The sequence below is a fragment of the Burkholderia sp. MSMB1589WGS genome (genome assembly GCF_001636105.1).
Lineage (GTDB): Bacteria > Pseudomonadota > Gammaproteobacteria > Burkholderiales > Burkholderiaceae > Burkholderia > Burkholderia humptydooensis.
Genome location: NZ_LNJT01000008.1, coordinates 2291511 through 2307762, shown reverse-complemented (window position 1 = coordinate 2307762; position 16252 = coordinate 2291511). Strand labels below are relative to the sequence as shown.

13 protein-coding genes and 1 pseudogene are annotated in these 16252 nt (G+C 68.0%); 9 read left to right on the top strand and 5 right to left on the bottom strand.

Annotation, left to right across the window (positions count from 1 at the left end; translation table 11 throughout):
* Nucleotides 1–100: 100 nt before the first annotated feature.
* Nucleotides 101–988, bottom strand: a complete 888-nt coding sequence (locus WT16_RS27375) for a LysR family transcriptional regulator (RefSeq protein WP_063534657.1) — start codon at nucleotides 986–988, stop codon at nucleotides 101–103.
* A gap of 99 nt (nucleotides 989–1087) precedes the next feature.
* Here WT16_RS27375 and WT16_RS27370 point away from each other — a divergent pair, with 99 nt between their 5' ends.
* A complete protein-coding gene (locus WT16_RS27370; protein ID WP_063534656.1) occupies nucleotides 1088–2311 on the top strand; it encodes an alpha-hydroxy acid oxidase in 1224 nt (407 codons plus the stop codon).
* A gap of 121 nt (nucleotides 2312–2432) precedes the next feature.
* Here WT16_RS27370 and WT16_RS27365 read toward each other — a convergent pair whose 3' ends face one another.
* Nucleotides 2433–4097: a serine carboxypeptidase gene (locus tag WT16_RS27365; RefSeq protein ID WP_015602780.1), complete on the bottom strand. Its 1665-nt coding sequence runs from the start codon at nucleotides 4095–4097 to the stop codon at nucleotides 2433–2435.
* On the opposite strand from WT16_RS27365, the gene WT16_RS34135 reads away from it, so the two are divergent.
* Nucleotides 4053–4403, top strand: coding sequence for a hypothetical protein (locus WT16_RS34135; protein WP_156521519.1), 351 nt, complete (start codon nucleotides 4053–4055; stop codon nucleotides 4401–4403). The two genes, WT16_RS27365 and WT16_RS34135, sit on opposite strands and share 45 nt — an antisense overlap.
* Nucleotides 4404–4625: 222 nt before the next feature.
* On the opposite strand, the gene WT16_RS27355 is transcribed toward WT16_RS34135, so the two are convergent.
* The gene (locus WT16_RS27355) at nucleotides 4626–6215 is read right to left on the bottom strand and encodes a S53 family peptidase (protein ID WP_063534654.1); all 1590 of its coding nucleotides are present in this window, start codon (nucleotides 6213–6215) and stop codon (nucleotides 4626–4628) included.
* A 368-nt stretch (nucleotides 6216–6583) separates the two neighbouring features.
* Nucleotides 6584–7204, bottom strand: coding sequence for a LysE family translocator (locus WT16_RS27350; protein ID WP_063534653.1), 621 nt, complete (start codon nucleotides 7202–7204; stop codon nucleotides 6584–6586).
* A 134-nt stretch (nucleotides 7205–7338) separates the two neighbouring features.
* Here WT16_RS27350 and WT16_RS27345 point away from each other — a divergent pair, with 134 nt between their 5' ends.
* From WT16_RS27345 to WT16_RS27315, 7 genes and pseudogenes are all read left to right on the top strand, one after another.
* A complete protein-coding gene (locus WT16_RS27345; protein WP_006028937.1) occupies nucleotides 7339–7803 on the top strand; it encodes an Lrp/AsnC family transcriptional regulator in 465 nt (154 codons plus the stop codon).
* A 156-nt stretch (nucleotides 7804–7959) separates the two neighbouring features.
* Nucleotides 7960–9546, top strand: a complete 1587-nt coding sequence (locus WT16_RS27340; protein ID WP_063534652.1) for an inorganic phosphate transporter — start codon at nucleotides 7960–7962, stop codon at nucleotides 9544–9546.
* Nucleotides 9547–9692: 146 nt separating this feature from the next.
* On the top strand, nucleotides 9693–10475 hold the full coding sequence (locus WT16_RS27335; protein WP_063534651.1) for a 2OG-Fe(II) oxygenase: 783 nt from the start codon (nucleotides 9693–9695) through the stop codon (nucleotides 10473–10475).
* 148 nt (nucleotides 10476–10623) lie between these two features.
* Nucleotides 10624–11394 (top strand): annotated as a pseudogene (locus WT16_RS27330) (AMP-binding protein); the annotation flags it as partial.
* Nucleotides 11395–12017: 623 nt separating this feature from the next.
* Nucleotides 12018–12710 carry an N-acyl-homoserine lactone dependent regulator BpsR3 gene (gene bpsR3, locus WT16_RS27325; protein ID WP_006028942.1) on the top strand — a complete coding sequence of 231 codons (693 nt, stop codon included), beginning with the start codon at nucleotides 12018–12020 and terminating at the stop codon, nucleotides 12708–12710.
* A 173-nt stretch (nucleotides 12711–12883) separates the two neighbouring features.
* On the top strand, nucleotides 12884–13492 hold the full coding sequence (locus WT16_RS27320; RefSeq protein WP_006028943.1) for an acyl-homoserine-lactone synthase: 609 nt from the start codon (nucleotides 12884–12886) through the stop codon (nucleotides 13490–13492).
* Between the two features lie 287 nt (nucleotides 13493–13779).
* Nucleotides 13780–15105, top strand: coding sequence for an NADH:flavin oxidoreductase/NADH oxidase family protein (locus WT16_RS27315; RefSeq protein WP_063534650.1), 1326 nt, complete (start codon nucleotides 13780–13782; stop codon nucleotides 15103–15105).
* A 292-nt stretch (nucleotides 15106–15397) separates the two neighbouring features.
* Here WT16_RS27315 and WT16_RS27310 read toward each other — a convergent pair whose 3' ends face one another.
* The gene (locus WT16_RS27310) at nucleotides 15398–16252 is read right to left on the bottom strand and encodes an ABC transporter permease subunit (protein WP_063534649.1); all 855 of its coding nucleotides are present in this window, start codon (nucleotides 16250–16252) and stop codon (nucleotides 15398–15400) included.

Sequence of the window (16252 nt, the reverse complement as noted above, 5' to 3'; positions counted from 1 at the left end):
TTCGTCGTCGTGCGTTGCGCCGATTCCCGCGCTGATTCCCGCACCGCTGCGCCGCGAAGCGACGGGACGCGACGTGTCCCGACGCAAACCGAACGCCGGCTCAGCGAAAATCCGCGTGCCGCCGCACGAGCGCCAGCATCGACGGAATCAGCCCGCGCATGTCGCCGCGCCGCCATTGGAACGCATAGTGGAGCGGCGACAGCGGCGGCTCGCTCGTCAGTTGCACGAGGCCGCCGCCCGTTCGCGCATCGGCCCAGCCGGTGGGCAGGAAACCGATGCCGACGCCTTCGCGCAGCATGCCCGCCACCGCGCTCCAGTTGTTGCACGCGATGCGTCGCGGATGATTGATTCCGCACGCGAGCAGCCATTCGTCGAGGATGCGCGTGACGCCCGAGCCCGAGGGCAGGATGACGAGCGCATGGCGCGCGAGCAACGCCGGCGTCAACGTGCGCTCGCCGCCCGCCAGTTTTTCCGCGGCCATCCACGCGAACCGGGCTTCCGTCACCGGCTGCGACTGGATGCTGCCGCGCGACGAACGGCCCGCGATCACCGCGAAATCCAGCTCGCCCGCATCCACCTTCTCTTCGAGCGCTGCGCCGACGTCGACGTACGGCTCGAGGCTCAACTGCGGATGCAGTTTCTGCACGGCCGCGACGAAGCGAGGCAGCCACGTCAGCGCCGACAGCTCGCCCACGCCGAAGCGCAGGCGGCCCGTCAATCCCTTGTCTTCCGCGAACGCGTCCTGCAGCGCCGCGACGGATTCCAGCACGCGAACGGCGGCCGGCAGCAGCGTTTCGCCGTCTTCGGTCAGCACCGCGCGATGGCCGCTGCGGTCGAACAGCGTGCGGCCCACGGCCTGCTCCAACTCGTTGATCCGCTTCGACAACGACGAGATCGACAGATGAAGCCGCTGCGCCGCGGTCGAGAAATTGGCGCAGGTCGCCGCCCAGTAGAAGGCGTCCAGTTGCTTGAGCGTCGGAGTTGCCATGATTCTTCGCTTTTATCGAACGATTTCGTTTGAAGATTATCGCTTTTTATCGATGCCGCGGCTGCATAGAATGGCTGCGTCGCGTCAGGAAAGCCCACTATGAGCACCGTTACCTCCCCGATCATCGAACAGAACCGGCCTGCGGCAAGCGCCGCCGCCAGGCCGCCGCGCGTCCTGCGGGACGTGCTGAGCCTGCACGACTTCGAGGCGAAGGCGCGCCGCGCGCTGCCGCGCCCGATCTTCGGCTACGTCAGCGGCGCGGCCGAAGACAACCGCACCCGCGACGACAACCGCGCGGCATTCGACGAATACGCCTTCGTGACACGCGTGCTGCGCGACGTTTCGCAGCGGCAGCAGGGCGTCGAACTGTTCGGCCGGCGCTACGCGTCGCCGTTCGGCATCGCGCCGATGGGCATCAATGCGCTGTCGGCGTATCGCGGCGACGTCGTGCTCGCGCGCGCGGCGCAGCGCGCGGGGATCGCGTCGATCATGAGCGGCTCGTCGCTGATTCCGCTCGAGGACGTGGCCGCCGCCGCGCCCGACACGTGGTTCCAGGCGTACCTTCCGGGCGACGCCGGCCGCATTCGCGCGCTCGTCGAGCGCATCGCGCGCGCCGGCTACCGGACACTCGTCGTCACCGTCGACATTCCTGTGTCCGCGAACCGCGAAAACAACGTGCGCACGGGTTTTTCGACGCCGCTGCGCCCAAGCCCGCGCCTTTTCTGGGACGGGCTGACGCGGCCGCGCTGGCTGCTGCGCACGTTCGCGCGCACGCTGCTCACGCACGGCATGCCGCATTTCGAGAATTCGTTTGCGACGCGCGGCGCGCCGATTCTTTCCGCCAACGTGCTGCGCGATTTCTCCGCGCGCGATCACCTCAACTGGGCGCACGTGCGGCAAATCCGCGAGCAATGGACGGGCGAGCTCGTGATCAAGGGCGTGCTCAGCGTCGACGATGCGCTGATCGCGCGCGAAGCGGGCGCCGACGGCATCATCCTGTCCAATCACGGCGGCCGCCAGTTGGACGGCGCCGTATCGCCGATGCGGGTCCTGCGCGACGTCGTGCAGGCTGTCGGCGACGGGTATCCGGTGATGATCGACAGCGGCTTTCGCCGCGGCTCGGACGTGCTGAAGGCGCTGGCGCTGGGCGCGCGGATGGTGTTCATCGGGCGGCCGTTCAACTATGCGGCGGCGGTGGCGGGCGAAGCCGGCGTCGCGCATGCGATTCGCCTGCTGCGGGAAGAAGTGGACCGGAACCTGGCGATGCTCGGCGTCAACGGCTGCGAGCAGTTGACGCCCGATGTGCTGATTCGCAAGCGTTGACGATGGCGGGCGATTCCGTCGCCAAACGCCGCCAGACGCTGCCGCAAATGACCACGAACGCCCGAAAACGCCCCGCTGCCAAGGCGTTTCGGGCGCTCGCCGCCGGCTTCGAAGCGCCGCGCTACGTGCGCTTTTTCTCCTGCAACGCGCGAATCCGCATCACCGCCGCGGTGTCGCGCACCGTCGATTCGTACATCTGCGCGAGATCGTGCTTGAGCGCGGTGCGCGAGCCGCCGTCGAGATACACCATGTGCCCCGACGGATAGAACCGCGCGGACAGGTTCTGCCGTACCGTCGGCGCCTCGAGCGGCATCTGCTGCAGATCGAGCACCGTCTGGTAGAACGGCGTGACGAAATCGTAGAGACCGTTCGCCGACAGCACCTTCAGGTCGACGTTCAGCGCCATCGTCGCGGCGAGATCGCCCGCCGTGTACAGGATCACGTTGCCCTTCGGATCGACGCCCTGCTGCGCGCCCGTCGGATCGATGTGGCCGAAGTCCCAGTACTTGAACGCCTGATCGTTCAGGTCGGTGAACGACGAGTTCGACGTGTACTTCAGTTGCTCGTTCAGATACGCGTTCCACATCGCCGTGTAGACGCCCGACACCGCCGTCATCGTCGGATCGTTGCCGCCCGAGTTCGGATCGATCTTGCCCGCGATCCCCGATTCGATCCCCGTCACGCGGCCGTCGTACGCGCCGAGCGCGAGGCCGCGCGCCTTGAGCAGCGTCGTGAGGAACAGCGAGTTGCCGCGCGTGTCGTAGCCCGCGATGTCGAGGCTCCACGACAGCAGCGTCGTCGTGTCGATGCCGGTGTAGTCGGACAGCTTCTTGACGACGGCCGCGTCGGCCTGCGGGAACTTGCGCAGCGCGCCGAGATAGTCGGTGCGCGCGAACTGCGCGACCTCCTCGACGAACGCGCCGAGATCGGCCGGCGCCGGCGCGACGCCGAGCCGCTTGTGATACCACGCGTCGGCCGCCGCGGTCGGCAGCGCGCCCACCGGATTGCCCGCCTGCCGGTAATCGAGGATCGACGACTGCAGCGTGATCCCGTTCAGGTCGACGCCGTCCTCGTGCAGCTTGTACGCGAGCACGCAACTGCGCGCGGTGCCGTACGATTCGCCGAACAGGTACTTCGGCGAGTTCCAGCGGTTGTTCTTCGTCAGATAGCGCTTGATGAACTGCTTGATCGAGTTCGCGTCCTGATCGACGCCCCAGAAATCGCGGTTCTTGCGCGGCGCGATCGCTGCCGAATAGCCGGTGCCGACCGGATTGATGAACACGAGGTCGCTCTTGTCGATCAGGCTGTCCGGATTGTCTTCCATCCGGTACGGCGCGGGCGGCGTGAAGCTCGGCATCGACGTGCGGATCCGCCGCGGCGCGAACGAGCCGAGCAGCACGAACACCGCCGACGAGCCCGGCCCGCCGTTGTAGAAGAACGTGACGGGGCGCGTTTCCTCCTGCTGGCCGTCCTGCGTGAACGCGACGTAGAAGATCTTCGCGGCCGGCTGCGAACTGCTCGCGTCGACGGTCACGAGGTGGCCCGCGGCTGCCGTGTACGCGATCGTGCGGCCGTCGATCTGGATCGTGTGGTGCGTGATCGCCGCGGCCTCGGTCGTGTCCGCCACCGAATCGTCGGGACCGTTGCCGTAGGCGAGCGGGTCGAAGAACGGCTGATCGCCGTCGTCCTTCGGCGTGACGACGATCGGCGGCGGCGCGTGAACCGAAGCCGAAGCGCCGTGATGCAGCGGCTGCACGCCGCCGGAAGAAGTCGAATCGATGCTCATCGTGCTGCTCCTTCTGTTCTATTGAGGGTGCATGAACGAATCGTCAATCGTGCCAAGCCGTTTGCCGCCGACGCCGGCCGCGTGCGCGCCGCGGAATGCGAATCACGCCGGGCCGGCTTCGGGCCGGCTTCGCGCAATGCGCTGCCGCCGCTGCCGCCGCTGCTTCGCTGCTGCTTCGCCGCAGCGGCGGCGACACGCCGTTGCGGCGCCGGCATCGCCGCAACGGCGAGCCGGGAATTCGAAATCATCGTCGCCGCGCCGGCCGCGCGGCGCTTATGGCGCGTCACGTCGCCGCCGGCGCGATGATCGCTTCGTCGGTGGTGCCGTGCATCGTGCGCCGTGCACCGGCACCGCCGAACCGCCGCGGCTGGGCCCAGCTCCGGCCGTCCCGCACCGCAAAAATCTCCGGCACCCCGCCTCCGGCGTCAAGCGCCGCAACGCCGCAGCCTGCGTGCCCGCGCGCCTGCGTGCCCGATGCGTCGGCGCGCCGGCATGCGCGACGCCGCGCACCGTCTCGCCCGCCGCCCGTCAGCCCGCCGCGCCGCTCTTCAGCGCCGCCGCGACCTTCGCGCCGTCCGGGCTGCCGAGCCCCGTGCACGCGTCCCAGCCCGGCGTCGCCGCATACGCGCCGTTGTCGCCCACCGAGACGTCGTGCAGCGCGCCCGCGTTCCGGTACAGCTTCGGGTTGATCCAGCCTGCGGGGCTGCCCGCCGCCGCGTTGATCCGCGCGACGAGCGCGGCCCACAGCGGCGCGACGGCGCTCGTGCCGCCCATCACCGTCGACGTGCCCGCGACGAGCACCTCGTAGCCCGTCGCGGGCGACGCGTCACCCGCGACGTCCGGCACGCCGCGCTTCGCGAGCGGCGACGCACTGCCGCCCTGCGCGAGCGTCGCGCTCAGGCCGCTCTGCCACTGCGGCGCGTCGAACACGGTGCTGACGCCGCCGCCCGTCGCGCCGCCGCCCGCCGCTTCGTCGTTCCACACGACCTCGCTGCGAATGCCCTGCCCCGGCAGCGCGTCGAGCCGCGTGCCACCGCACGCGAGCACGTACGGGCTCGACGCCGGGAAATCGACGTGATTCGCGCCGTCCTGCAAGCCGTCGTTCGAGCCGTCGTCGCCGGACGCCGCGCACACCGTCACGCCGAGCGCCGCGGCCGACTGCAGCACGCGGCCGAACGCCTGGATCGATTGCGACGTCCAGCTAGCCTCCGCCGCGCCCCAACTGATCGACACGACGGACGGCCGGTTCGTCGTGTCGTGCACGGCCTGGTTGACCGCCTGGATGAAGCCGGCGTCGCTGTTCTGCGCAAAATAGATGGCGAGCGTCGCGCCGGGCGCGATCGCGCCCGCGACCTCGATATCGAGCGCGACTTCGCCGTCCGGCCCGCTCGGATCGCCCGTCGGCGCGTTGCGGCCGGCGCCGACGTTCACGTCGACGAGCTTCGGCTGCCGCGCGAGCCCGAGGCCGCTGAAATACTGCTGGACCTCGGCCGGCCGATAGCCGCCGCCGAGCTCGACGATCGCGATGCACTGGCCCGCGCCGTCGCCGGGCGGGAAATCGTAGAGCGCCGCGATCTGCGGCGGCGTGAAGGTGATGGCCGTGCCGCGCGCGGGCTGGAAAGTCGGCCGCAGCCGGAAGTGCGGCCGGGCCTGCGGGCGATTGTCGAGCCCGAGCACCGCGGTGACGACGTCGTGCAGCTCGTCCGGCAGCGTGATGTCGCCCGTGCGGCCGCGATACTGGCCGATCGTCCGGTGCTCGAAGCGCTCGAGCTTCACGCCGAACGCCGCCTCGAACTGTGCGATCGTGCCCGTCAGCACGACGAGGCTCTCGACCGGATCGACGCGCGCGACCGCGAGGCCGTGCCGCTGCGCGAACGCCTCGACTTTCCCGACGTCGTCGGGATGGGCGCAGAAACGCTGGGCGAACGCTTCGCGCGAGACCGGCTTCGCGTTCGGATCGCCGCTCGCGAGGCCTTGCAACAGCGAATCGAGGTGCTGCTCTTCCTGCCGCCGCAACATCACCGCCACATGAATCGTCTCGGCCGGATCGCACGGGCCGATGCACGTGGATTCGGCGACGATCTGCGATTCGTTGCCGGCGTGAAGATGCCTTGCCATATTCGGATCCTCCAGAAGCCGTGATAACGGGTTGCCAGGATTCGGACACGGTCGCCCGATCGCAGTTCCGGGCGGTATGTCGGACGGCGCACACACGCCGCCACGGGGACCGTGCGACAGTACGGCAAAGCAAGTGTAAAGCACGCGCGGCGTTCCTGCGCACGCATCTCGAGCGCTCGCGACGGCCGTTCGCGACGTTCGACGCGCCGCGCGAGACGCGCTTGCGCACGGGCGGCGCGCGCGGCGCGCCGATTCGGGCGATTTCAGGCGATTCCGGGAAATTCGCGGTTAGTTGCCTCGCGTGCGTCGATCGCGTCGTGCATCGATGCCGATGCCGGCACTCGCGCGCGTCGCGTCAGCCGATCGAGTCAGTCGATCGACAGTCGCAGCGCGAAGCCGAACAGCACGGCGGAAAACGTCCAGCGCTGCGCGATCTGCGCAAGCGGATGCGCGCGCAACCATCCGGCGATGCGCGCCGCGCCGGCGACGCACGCGAGATCGAAGCATAAGCCCGCGAGCACGAGCACCGCGCCGAGCGCCGCCATCTGCGCGATCACCGGCGCGCCGCCCTGCTGGACGAACTGCGGCAGCAGCACCGAGCAGAACAGCAGCGCCTTCGGGTTGAGCAGGTTGGTGAGGAGGCCCTTGGCGAAGGTATGACGCAGCCGGGCAGCGGGCGCGCCGTCGTCGGGCAGCGCAAACGCCGGCGAGCGGAAGATCTGCACCGCGACGTAGGCGAGGTACAGCGCGCCGCCGTAGCGCACGGTCTCGTAGAGCCACGGCGCGCTCTTCAGGAGCGCGGCGATGCCGCACGCGGACAGCGTCACGTGCGCGGCGCGCGCGAACCCGAGCCCGGCGGCGGCGGCCGCGCCGTGCCGCGCGCCGCGGCCGATGCCCGTCTGCAGCACGAACGCCATGTCGGGGCCGGGCACGGCGTAGACAGCGACGACGGCAGCGACGTAGACGAGCAGCAGATGAGCGGAAAGCATGATCGAACCCGGGTGGAAAAGGGCTCCATATTGCACCTTCCCGGCAAGGATTTTTTGGCTAATTTGGCCGGCAGATGCACCAAATTTATTGGAATACACTACTGAAAACCGATTTTTTAGAGCATTCCCACACCATGATCGATCTCGACAAAACCGACCGCGCCATTCTCGCCGCAGTGCAGCTCGACGGCCGCATCCCGGTCGCCCGCCTCGCCGATTCGGTGGGCCTGAGCGAAACGCCGTGCGCGCGCCGGCTCAAGCGCCTCGAAAGCGACGGCTACATCGAGCGCTATCGCGCGCAGCTCTCGCGCAACGCGCTCGGCTTCGGCGTCGTCGCGTTCGTGCTGCTGCGCTGCTCGGTTCACGACCGCAGCGTCGCGAACCGCTTCGAGCGCGAGGTGCTCGGCATTCCGCGCATCCTGTCGTGCCACAACGTGTCGGGGTCCGCCGACTATCTGCTGCAAGTCGTCGCGCACGATCTCGACGACTACGGCACGTTCCTGCGCGAGACGCTGCGCGTGCTGCCGGGCGTCACGTCGATCGAGTCGGCGCTGTCGCTGCGCGAGGTGAAGCGCGAAGCCGAGCTGCCGATTCCGTGACGGCGCGCGGCTGCCAGTGCCGCGCCGCCGACGAACCGCACGCCCGAATCGCGCCTCCGAATCGCGCCCCCGAATCGCGCCTCCTTTGCGCGCTGTCATCAAACTGCCTGATCGCGACGGCTAGGATCGAAAGGTTCGTTCCAAACAAGGGCCGTCATGAACCACCCTCTGTCCGCTGCGGCGAGCGAAGAGCTCGGGCGCACCCGGCATCTGGGCGTCGCGCTCCTCGTCGCCCTCCTCGCAGCCGGCGTCGCGTATGTGTTCGTCCACCTGTTCGCGGATCTCGCCCCCGTCGGCAGACGCTCGGCGTTTCCGTATCTGCTGCTCGGCGTCGCGCTCGCGATCGCGCTCGGCTTCGAGTTCGTCAACGGCTTCCACGACACCGCGAACGCCGTCGCGACCGTCATCTACACGCATTCGCTGACGCCGAACGTCGCGGTCATCTGGTCAGGCATCTGGAATTTTCTCGGCGTGATGGCGTCCACGGGCGCGGTCGCGTTCGGCATCCTGCAACTGCTGCCCGTCGAGCTGATCCTGCAGGTCGGCCACGGCGCGGGCTTCGCGATGGTGTTCGCGCTGCTGATCGCGGCGATCGCATGGAATCTCGCGACCTGGTATTTCGGCCTGCCTTCGTCGAGCTCGCACACGCTGATCGGCTCGATCATCGGCGTCGGGCTCGCGAATCAACTGATGCACGGGCCGTCCGGCACGAGCGGCGTCGACTGGGCGCAGGCGGCGGGCGTCGGCAAGTCGCTGCTCTTCTCGCCGATCGCCGGGTTCCTGTGCGCGGGCCTGCTGCTCGTCGCGCTGAAGGCGCTCATGCGCGTGCCCGCGCTGTATCTCGAGCCGCAGACGAACGAGCCGCCGCCGTTCTGGGTCCGCGGCCTGCTGATCCTGACCTGCACCGGCGTGTCGTTCGCGCACGGCTCGAACGACGGGCAGAAAGGCATGGGGCTCATCATGCTGATCCTGATCGGCACCGTGCCGACCGCGTACGCGCTCAACAAGGCGGTCACGCCCGGCGAGACGCAGACGTTCATCGCCGTCGCGCATCGCGCGTCCGAGGCGCTCGCGCATTATGCGGGCGACGCGCCGCCGTCGCCGAACCCGCGCGCCGCAGTGCAGACGTACGTGCAGTCGCGCCGCCTGGGCGGCGCGACGCTGCCCGCGGTTCGTCAGTTGTCCGACGCGCTCGCGGCCGAAGTCGGCGCGACGGGCTCGATCGCGAAAGTGCCCGAGGGCCAGGCGGACAACGTTCGCAATACGATGTATCTGGTGTCCGAAGCGCTGCGCCTGATGGAGAAGACCGGCCAGCCGGCGTTCTCGCAGGCGGACCGCCGCGCGCTCGACGACTATCGCAAGCACCTCGATCACGCGACGAAGTTCATTCCGACCTGGGTCAAGGTCGCGGTCGCGATCGCGCTCGGCCTCGGCACGATGGTCGGCTGGCGGCGCATCGTCGTGACCGTCGGCGAGAAGATCGGCAAGCAGCATCTGACGTATGGGCAAGGCGCATCGGCGGAAGTCGTCGCGATGCTGACGATCGGCGCGGCCGATGCATACGGGCTGCCGGTGTCGACGACGCACGTGCTGTCGTCCGGCGTCGCGGGCACGATGGCCGCGAACGGTTCGGGGCTGCAATGGAGCACGGTGCGCAGCCTCGTGCTCGCGTGGGTGCTGACGCTGCCCGCGTCGATCGTGCTCGCGGGCGCGCTCTATTGGACCTTTCACGCGTTGCTCTGACGCGCGCGGCGGAATGACGGCGCGGCGTGCGGCGGCGGCGTGCAACGCGCGGCGCGAATTGCAGCGCAAGATCCGGTGTGCGTGGAATCGCCCGCCTCGCTAGACTGGCCGCATCGATCCCCCCACGATGCAGCGAGGAAGCGCCGATGAATACGATGTCCGAACCACCTGTGGCGGCCGCCCGCGCGCGCGACGAAACGGCGAGCGGCGCGGCGCGCGAAACGGCGCTCGCGCAACGGATCGACGCGCTGCCGTGGGCGTCGATCGAACGGGATCTCGACCGCGACGGTCACGCGATCGTCCGCGGGCTGCTCGCGCCGCGCACGTGCGAAGCGCTCGCCGCGCTCTACGCGCGCGACGCGCTGTTCCGCAGCCGCGTGACGATGGCGCGCCAGGGGTTCGGCCGCGGCGAATACCAGTATTTCGGCCACCCGCTGCCGCGCGCGATCCACGCGCTGCGCACGTCGCTCTATCCGCACCTCGCGCCGATCGCGAATCGCTGGCATGCGCGGATGCGCATCGACGCGCGCTTCCCCGCCGAGCACGAACGATTCATCGAACGTTGTCACGCGGCCGGGCAACGGCGTCCGACGCCGCTGTTGCTGCGCTATCGCGAAGACGACTACAACTGCCTGCATCAGGATCTGTACGGCGAACATGTATTCCCGCTGCAGGCGGCGATCCTGCTGTCGAAGCCGGGCGCCGATTTCACGGGCGGCGAATTCGTGATCACCGAGCAACGGCCGCGCATGCAATCGCGCGTCGACGTCGTGCCGCTCGAACAAGGCGACGCGGTCGTCTTCGCCGTTCATCATCGTCCGGTGCAAGGCGCGCGCGGCGCATATCGGGTGAATCTTCGGCATGGCGTGAGCCGCTTGCGCTCCGGGCAACGATACACGCTCGGGATCATCTTTCACGATGCGCTGTGACGCCGACGCTCACGCCGGCGCGGGCACGGACTGAACGAGCATCACGACGGCCGACGCGCGCAAATCGATGCGCATGCGCCGCGTTCCGCGCGCTCGACCACGCCGGGCCGAACGAATCCCAATGGTTGCGCATGCATTCATCTGTCGCGATGCGCGCACACGGCTGCGCTATTTCGCGAACACCGGCGGCCACATGCCGCAACCGGTGCTGCGTGCGCTGCGCGACCTGTTCCCGAACGCATCGCCGTATCTGATGTACGGGCTGACGGAAGCGTTCCGCTCGACCTAGCTCGACCCCGCCGAAGTCGACCGTCGCCCCGACTCGATCGGCAAGGCGATGCCGAACGCGCGGATTCTCGTCGTGCGCGAGGACGGCGCGCCATGCGCGCCGAACGAGGTCGGCGAACTGGTTCACGTCGGCGCTTGCGTGACGCCCGGCTACTGGAACGATGCGGCGCGCACCGCGCTTCGCTATCGGCCCTCGCCCGAGGCGAAGCCGGGCGGCGCGCCGCGTGAGACGGCCGTCTGGTCCGGCGATCTCGTGCGCCGCGACGACGACGGATTCCTCTATTTCGTCGCGCGCAACGATGCGCAGATCAAGCGCTCCGGCTACCGGATCAGCCCCGAGGAGATCGAGGATGTCGCGCACGCGAGCGGGCTCGTGGCCGAAGCGGTCGCGCTCGGCGTGCCCCACGACGAACTCGGCGAACTCGGCGAATCGATCACGCTCGTCGTCGTGCCGCTGTCCGCCGATTCGTTCGCGCACGACGCGCTGCGCGCATGGTGCGCGCAGCAGCTTCCGCCGTACATGGTGCCGCATACGATCGCAACCCGCGCGTCGCTGCCGCGCAATCCGAACGGAAAATTCGATCGCGTCGCGCTGCGCGCGGACGCGGCGAATCTCGTCGAAACGCTCTGAAGGCCGGCCGGATCGCCGCGCGAAATGCGGCGCCGGCTCGCGTTCCGCCACGAATATATTCGCTCGCCATTTTCCGACGAAAACAAGAATTTACCGCACATCTAATAAGCCCGAATCCGCCCGAATAATCATTCACCGCCACTCCCCGCTGGCAGCGATTTCCCGCGACGATTCCATGCTTACTCGCTCCCCGCATAAAAACTTGCCGACGCAAAAATGAAATGAACTTGCCTATTGCATCGCAGCATCGGTTTAAAATGCCGATCGCTGCGTCAATCTGCTCGCACCCCACCACCTCGTCATCCGGATCGTTTCAGGCAGCGAAAAATACCCGGCGCATCGAGATAAAAATATCGGACGCTCTCCCAATATGAACCGCCGATTATCCGAACGCCGCTCTTGCAATCGTTATTGCATTTGATATTATTTGCAGACAATTTCAACGTCATTGCGTTATCCGATTTTCATTGCCGACGCGTCCCCAACCCGGTACACGGCACTTTCGAAAGTCTTGATTTTCAATAACGGGGGCATGCAAATTGAGCAGGCTGCTTCAACGCGAATATCGAACAGGTGGAGACGACGGTGCGGGGTCGTCGTCCGGGGAAAGCGCTTCGACACCGATGCTCTCCGCCACCTTGCCGGAGTCGCGCGACGTCCGCACGCTGATCGAGACTTTCAGGCAGGCGGCGCTGCAGATCGGCTATCAGCACCATGCGATCGTCGAATTGTCGGGCGCGTCGCATCCGGCATCGATCGACGTCGTCTCGCTGCACTATCCGTCGGAGTGGGTCGAGCATTACACCCGCAGCGACTACTTCGCCATCGATCCCGTCCATCGCGCGGCATTCCAGTACAGCACGCCGTTCTCGTGGAACGACATCGCGACGTCGAATCTGCGCGAACGGCATCTGCTGATGGAAGCGGAGGACGCGGGACTCGACAACGGCATCAGCATTCCGCTGCATCAGCCGCTCGGACGCGTGCTGCTGGTCAGCCTGTCCGGCACCGCGCCGACGCACGACGCCGACGCGAAATGGCGCAACGCGTATCTGCTCGGCATGCAGTTCAATCTGCAGTTCCAGAGCATGCGCACGTGCAGCCCGATTCCGCCGTCCGTCCATCTGACGGACCGCGAACAGATGTGCCTCACGTGGGTCGCGCGCGGCAAGTCGTCGTGGGTCATCGCGAACATGCTCGACATCTCCAAATACACGGTCGACTTCCACATCGAGAACGCGATGGAGAAGCTCAACACGCGCAGCCGCACGTTCGCCGCCGTGAAGGCCACGCGACAGGGGCTCATCTTTCCATGAGCGCGCGGTCCATCCGGATTCGTTAGCGCCGCCCGTCTCATCCGCCGCCGCCATCGTCGCCCTGCCGCGGCGAGGCTGCGTCGCGCGCGAGCCTCTCGCCCCTCACCGCTCATACGCGATCGGACGCGCGCTGTCCTCACGCCAACGATCGATCCATCGGAGAACCAAGCGCCATGTCATACATCATCGCGGGCCGATTGAACGAACTGCCGCCGCACGTCCAGACCGATCTCGGCGCGTATCGCTACGACGTGTTCGTCCGCCGGCTCGGCTGGACGATCGCGGGTCGCGCGCATGACGATCATGCGGAATGGGACGAGTTCGACGGTCCGTCGACGGTTCACGTCGTCGCGCTCGACGACGCGCGCGAAGTCTGCGGCTATGCGCGCCTGCTGCCGACGACGGGCCCGTATCTGCTGCGCGACGTGTTTCCGCATCTGCTCGGCTCGTCGCCCGCGCCGCAATCGCCGGCCGTCTGGGAAATGTCGCGCTTCGCCGCGTCGCGCCGGCGCCGCCGCGCGACCGGGCGCGAGCCGCTCGGGATGGACTTCTTTCCGTCGGTGCTCACGGTGGCCGCGTCGCTCGGCGCGACGCGCGTGGTCGGCGTGATGACGCTGTCGATCGAGCGACTGTACCGCCGCTCGGGCATCGCGCTGCATCGCCTCGGCAACGCGATGGCGTCCGCGGACGGCAGCCTGTCCGCGTGCTCGGTCGACCTGCCGTGCCTCGCGTTCGCGCCGCTGGGCCGCAAGCAGTGCGCATCGTGTCTGTCGATGCATTGAGCGTCGGCGCGGGCGCCTCGGGCGAGACGCGCGTCTTGTCGTTTTTGCCGATTTCTTACCGATTGTTTTTTGGCGATTTCGCTGCGCGCCGCCGAATTGGGCGATCTCCTCTAACCGCATCGTCGGCGCGCCGCCCGGCTCGACCGCTCCGGAACCCGAATCGGCATCCGCGTCACCCCCGTCTTGACTCGGTTCCGATTTTGAACCTACGATTCCAACCAATACATCCGTTGATGTAACATTCATTGATGGATGCCTGACCGTCGACCCAACCGGAGCGTCACGCCATGTCCGATCCGAATCCCGCCGCGGGCGCGTTGCTCGCGCAGCCGCTCACGCTGCCGAACGGCGTCGTGCTGAAAAATCGCATCGTGAAATCGGCGCTGAGTGAAGCGCTATGCGGTCACGACGGCCGCGTGACGCCGCAGTTGATCGCGCTGTACCGGCGCTGGTCGAATTCGGGCGCGGGGCTGCTCGTCACCGGCAACGTGATGATCGACAGCAAGGCGCGCGGCGAGCCCGGCAACGCCGTGATCGAGGACGACCGCGACCTGCCGCGCCTGCGCGAATGGGCCGCGGCCGCGAAATCGCACGGCAGCGAGGTCTGGATGCAGATCAATCACCCGGGCAAGCAGGCAATACGCGGACTCAACGCGGAGACCGTCGCGCCGTCGGCGATCGGCTTCGGGCCGAAGCTGTCGCCGTATTTCGCGGTGCCGCGCGCGCTGACGAGCGCCGAGATCGACGATCTGATCCGGCGCTATGGGGCGACGGCCGCCATCGCGCAGCAGGCGGGCTTCACCGGTGTCCAGTTGCACGGCGCGCATGGCTATCTGATCAATCAGTTCCTGTCGCCGCAGCACAACCAGCGCACCGACGAATGGGGCGGCAGCGCCGAGAATCGCCGGCGCTTCGTGCTCGCGGTGTATGCGCAAGTGCGACGCCGGGTCGGCCCGGACTTTCCGATCGGCATCAAGCTCAATTCGGCCGATTTCCAGCACGGCGGCTTCACCGAGGAAGAATCGCGCGACGTGATCCGCGCGCTCGTCGATGCGGGCATCGATCTGGTCGAAATCTCCGGCGGCACCTACGAAGCGCCCGTGATGCAGCTTGGCGACCGCAAGGCGTCGACGATCGCGCGCGAAGCGTATTTCCTCGCGTTCGCCGAGAAGGTGCGCGCCGAAGTGACGGTGCCGCTGATGGTCACGGGCGGCTTCCGCAGCCTCGCCGGCATGCAGGCGCCGCTGCGCGACGGCGCGCTCGACCTGATCGGCCTCGGGCGCATCCTCGCGATCGAGCCCGACGCGCCCGCGCGGCTGTTGCGCGGCGAGGAAACGCGGCATCGCGTGAAGCCGCTCAGCACGGGCGTCAAATACCTCGACAGCCTCGGCTCGCTCGAGATCACGTGGTACACGCGGCAGCTCCATCGAATCGGCAAGGGGCGCAATCCGATCCCCGACGAGAACGCGCTGAAGTCGTTCCTGCTCGATCTGTCGTCGAAGGGCTGTGCGATCTTCAAGGCGAGGCGCCTGCGTGCTTCGTCATCCGAAGCGTCGGCCGCGCATGGATCGACGACGTCGATCGCCGGCGGGCAGCGGCACGACGCGCATTGAACAGACCCTAGGGTCTGTTTACATACGGAACGTGCATGCGTTGCCACGAGAACGGCCGCTCGCGAGGCGCGTGACGCGGCGAATACTGGACGTATTCGCAAGGAGCGCAACGCGGCGAGCGGCCGTTCTCGTGGCAACCCCAAACTTGGAATCCATTCCAGGGGAATGCCCGAAATCGCCCGTAGGGCGGCGTCGCTCGTCGCTTGTTTGGCTCGGCCAAACGGCACTCCTCACTTCTTGCCCTACGGGCGATTTCGGGCATTCGCATGCACGTTCCGTATGTAAACAGACCCTAATCCGCCCGCCACGGCGTCAATCGCCGCTGCAACGCGCGCAAGCCGATTTCCAGCGCGAGCGCAATCGCGCCGATCACGAGGATCCCCGCGATCACGACGTCCGTCACGAGGAACCGCGACGCCGAGTACACCATGAAGCCGAGCCCGCGCGTCGCCGCGATCAGCTCCGCCGCGACGAGCGTCGACCACCCCGCGCCCAGCGCGATGCGCACGCCGGTCAGGATGTCGGGCAGCGCGCTCGGCAGCACGACGTGGCGCAGCAGCTTGAAGCGCGTCGCGCCGAGCGAAGCGGCCGCGCGCAGGCGGCTTTCCGATACGCCGCTTGCGCCCGCGGCGGTCGCGATCGCGAGCGGCACGAACATCGTCAGATAGATCAGCAGGACTTTCGACGCATCGCCGATCCCGAACCAGACGACCATCAGCGGCAAGTACGCGAGCGGCGGAATCGGGCGGTAGAACTCGACGACCGGATCGACGACGCCGCGCACGATCCGGTTCGTCGCGATCAGGATGCCTACCGGAATCGCGGTGACGACCGCGAGCGCGAACGCCGTCGCGATCCGCGACAGGCTCGCGAGCAGATGCTGGCCTAGCGTCGCATCGTCGAAGCCCTCGGTGCTCAGCACGACGAGCTTGCGCAGCACGGCCTCGGGGCCCGGCAGCAGCGCGGCCGGCACCCATTCGAAGCGCGCCGCGAGCCACCATCCGGCGACGAGCGCGACCCACGTCGCGAGCGCGGCCGCGTGGCCCGCATGCACGCGCAACCCGCGGCGCACGCGCAACGCCGCGGCGGCCGCGTTCGTCGCCGAAAGCGGCAGGGCGAGATCGGAATTCGGTTCGGTCGCGGCCAA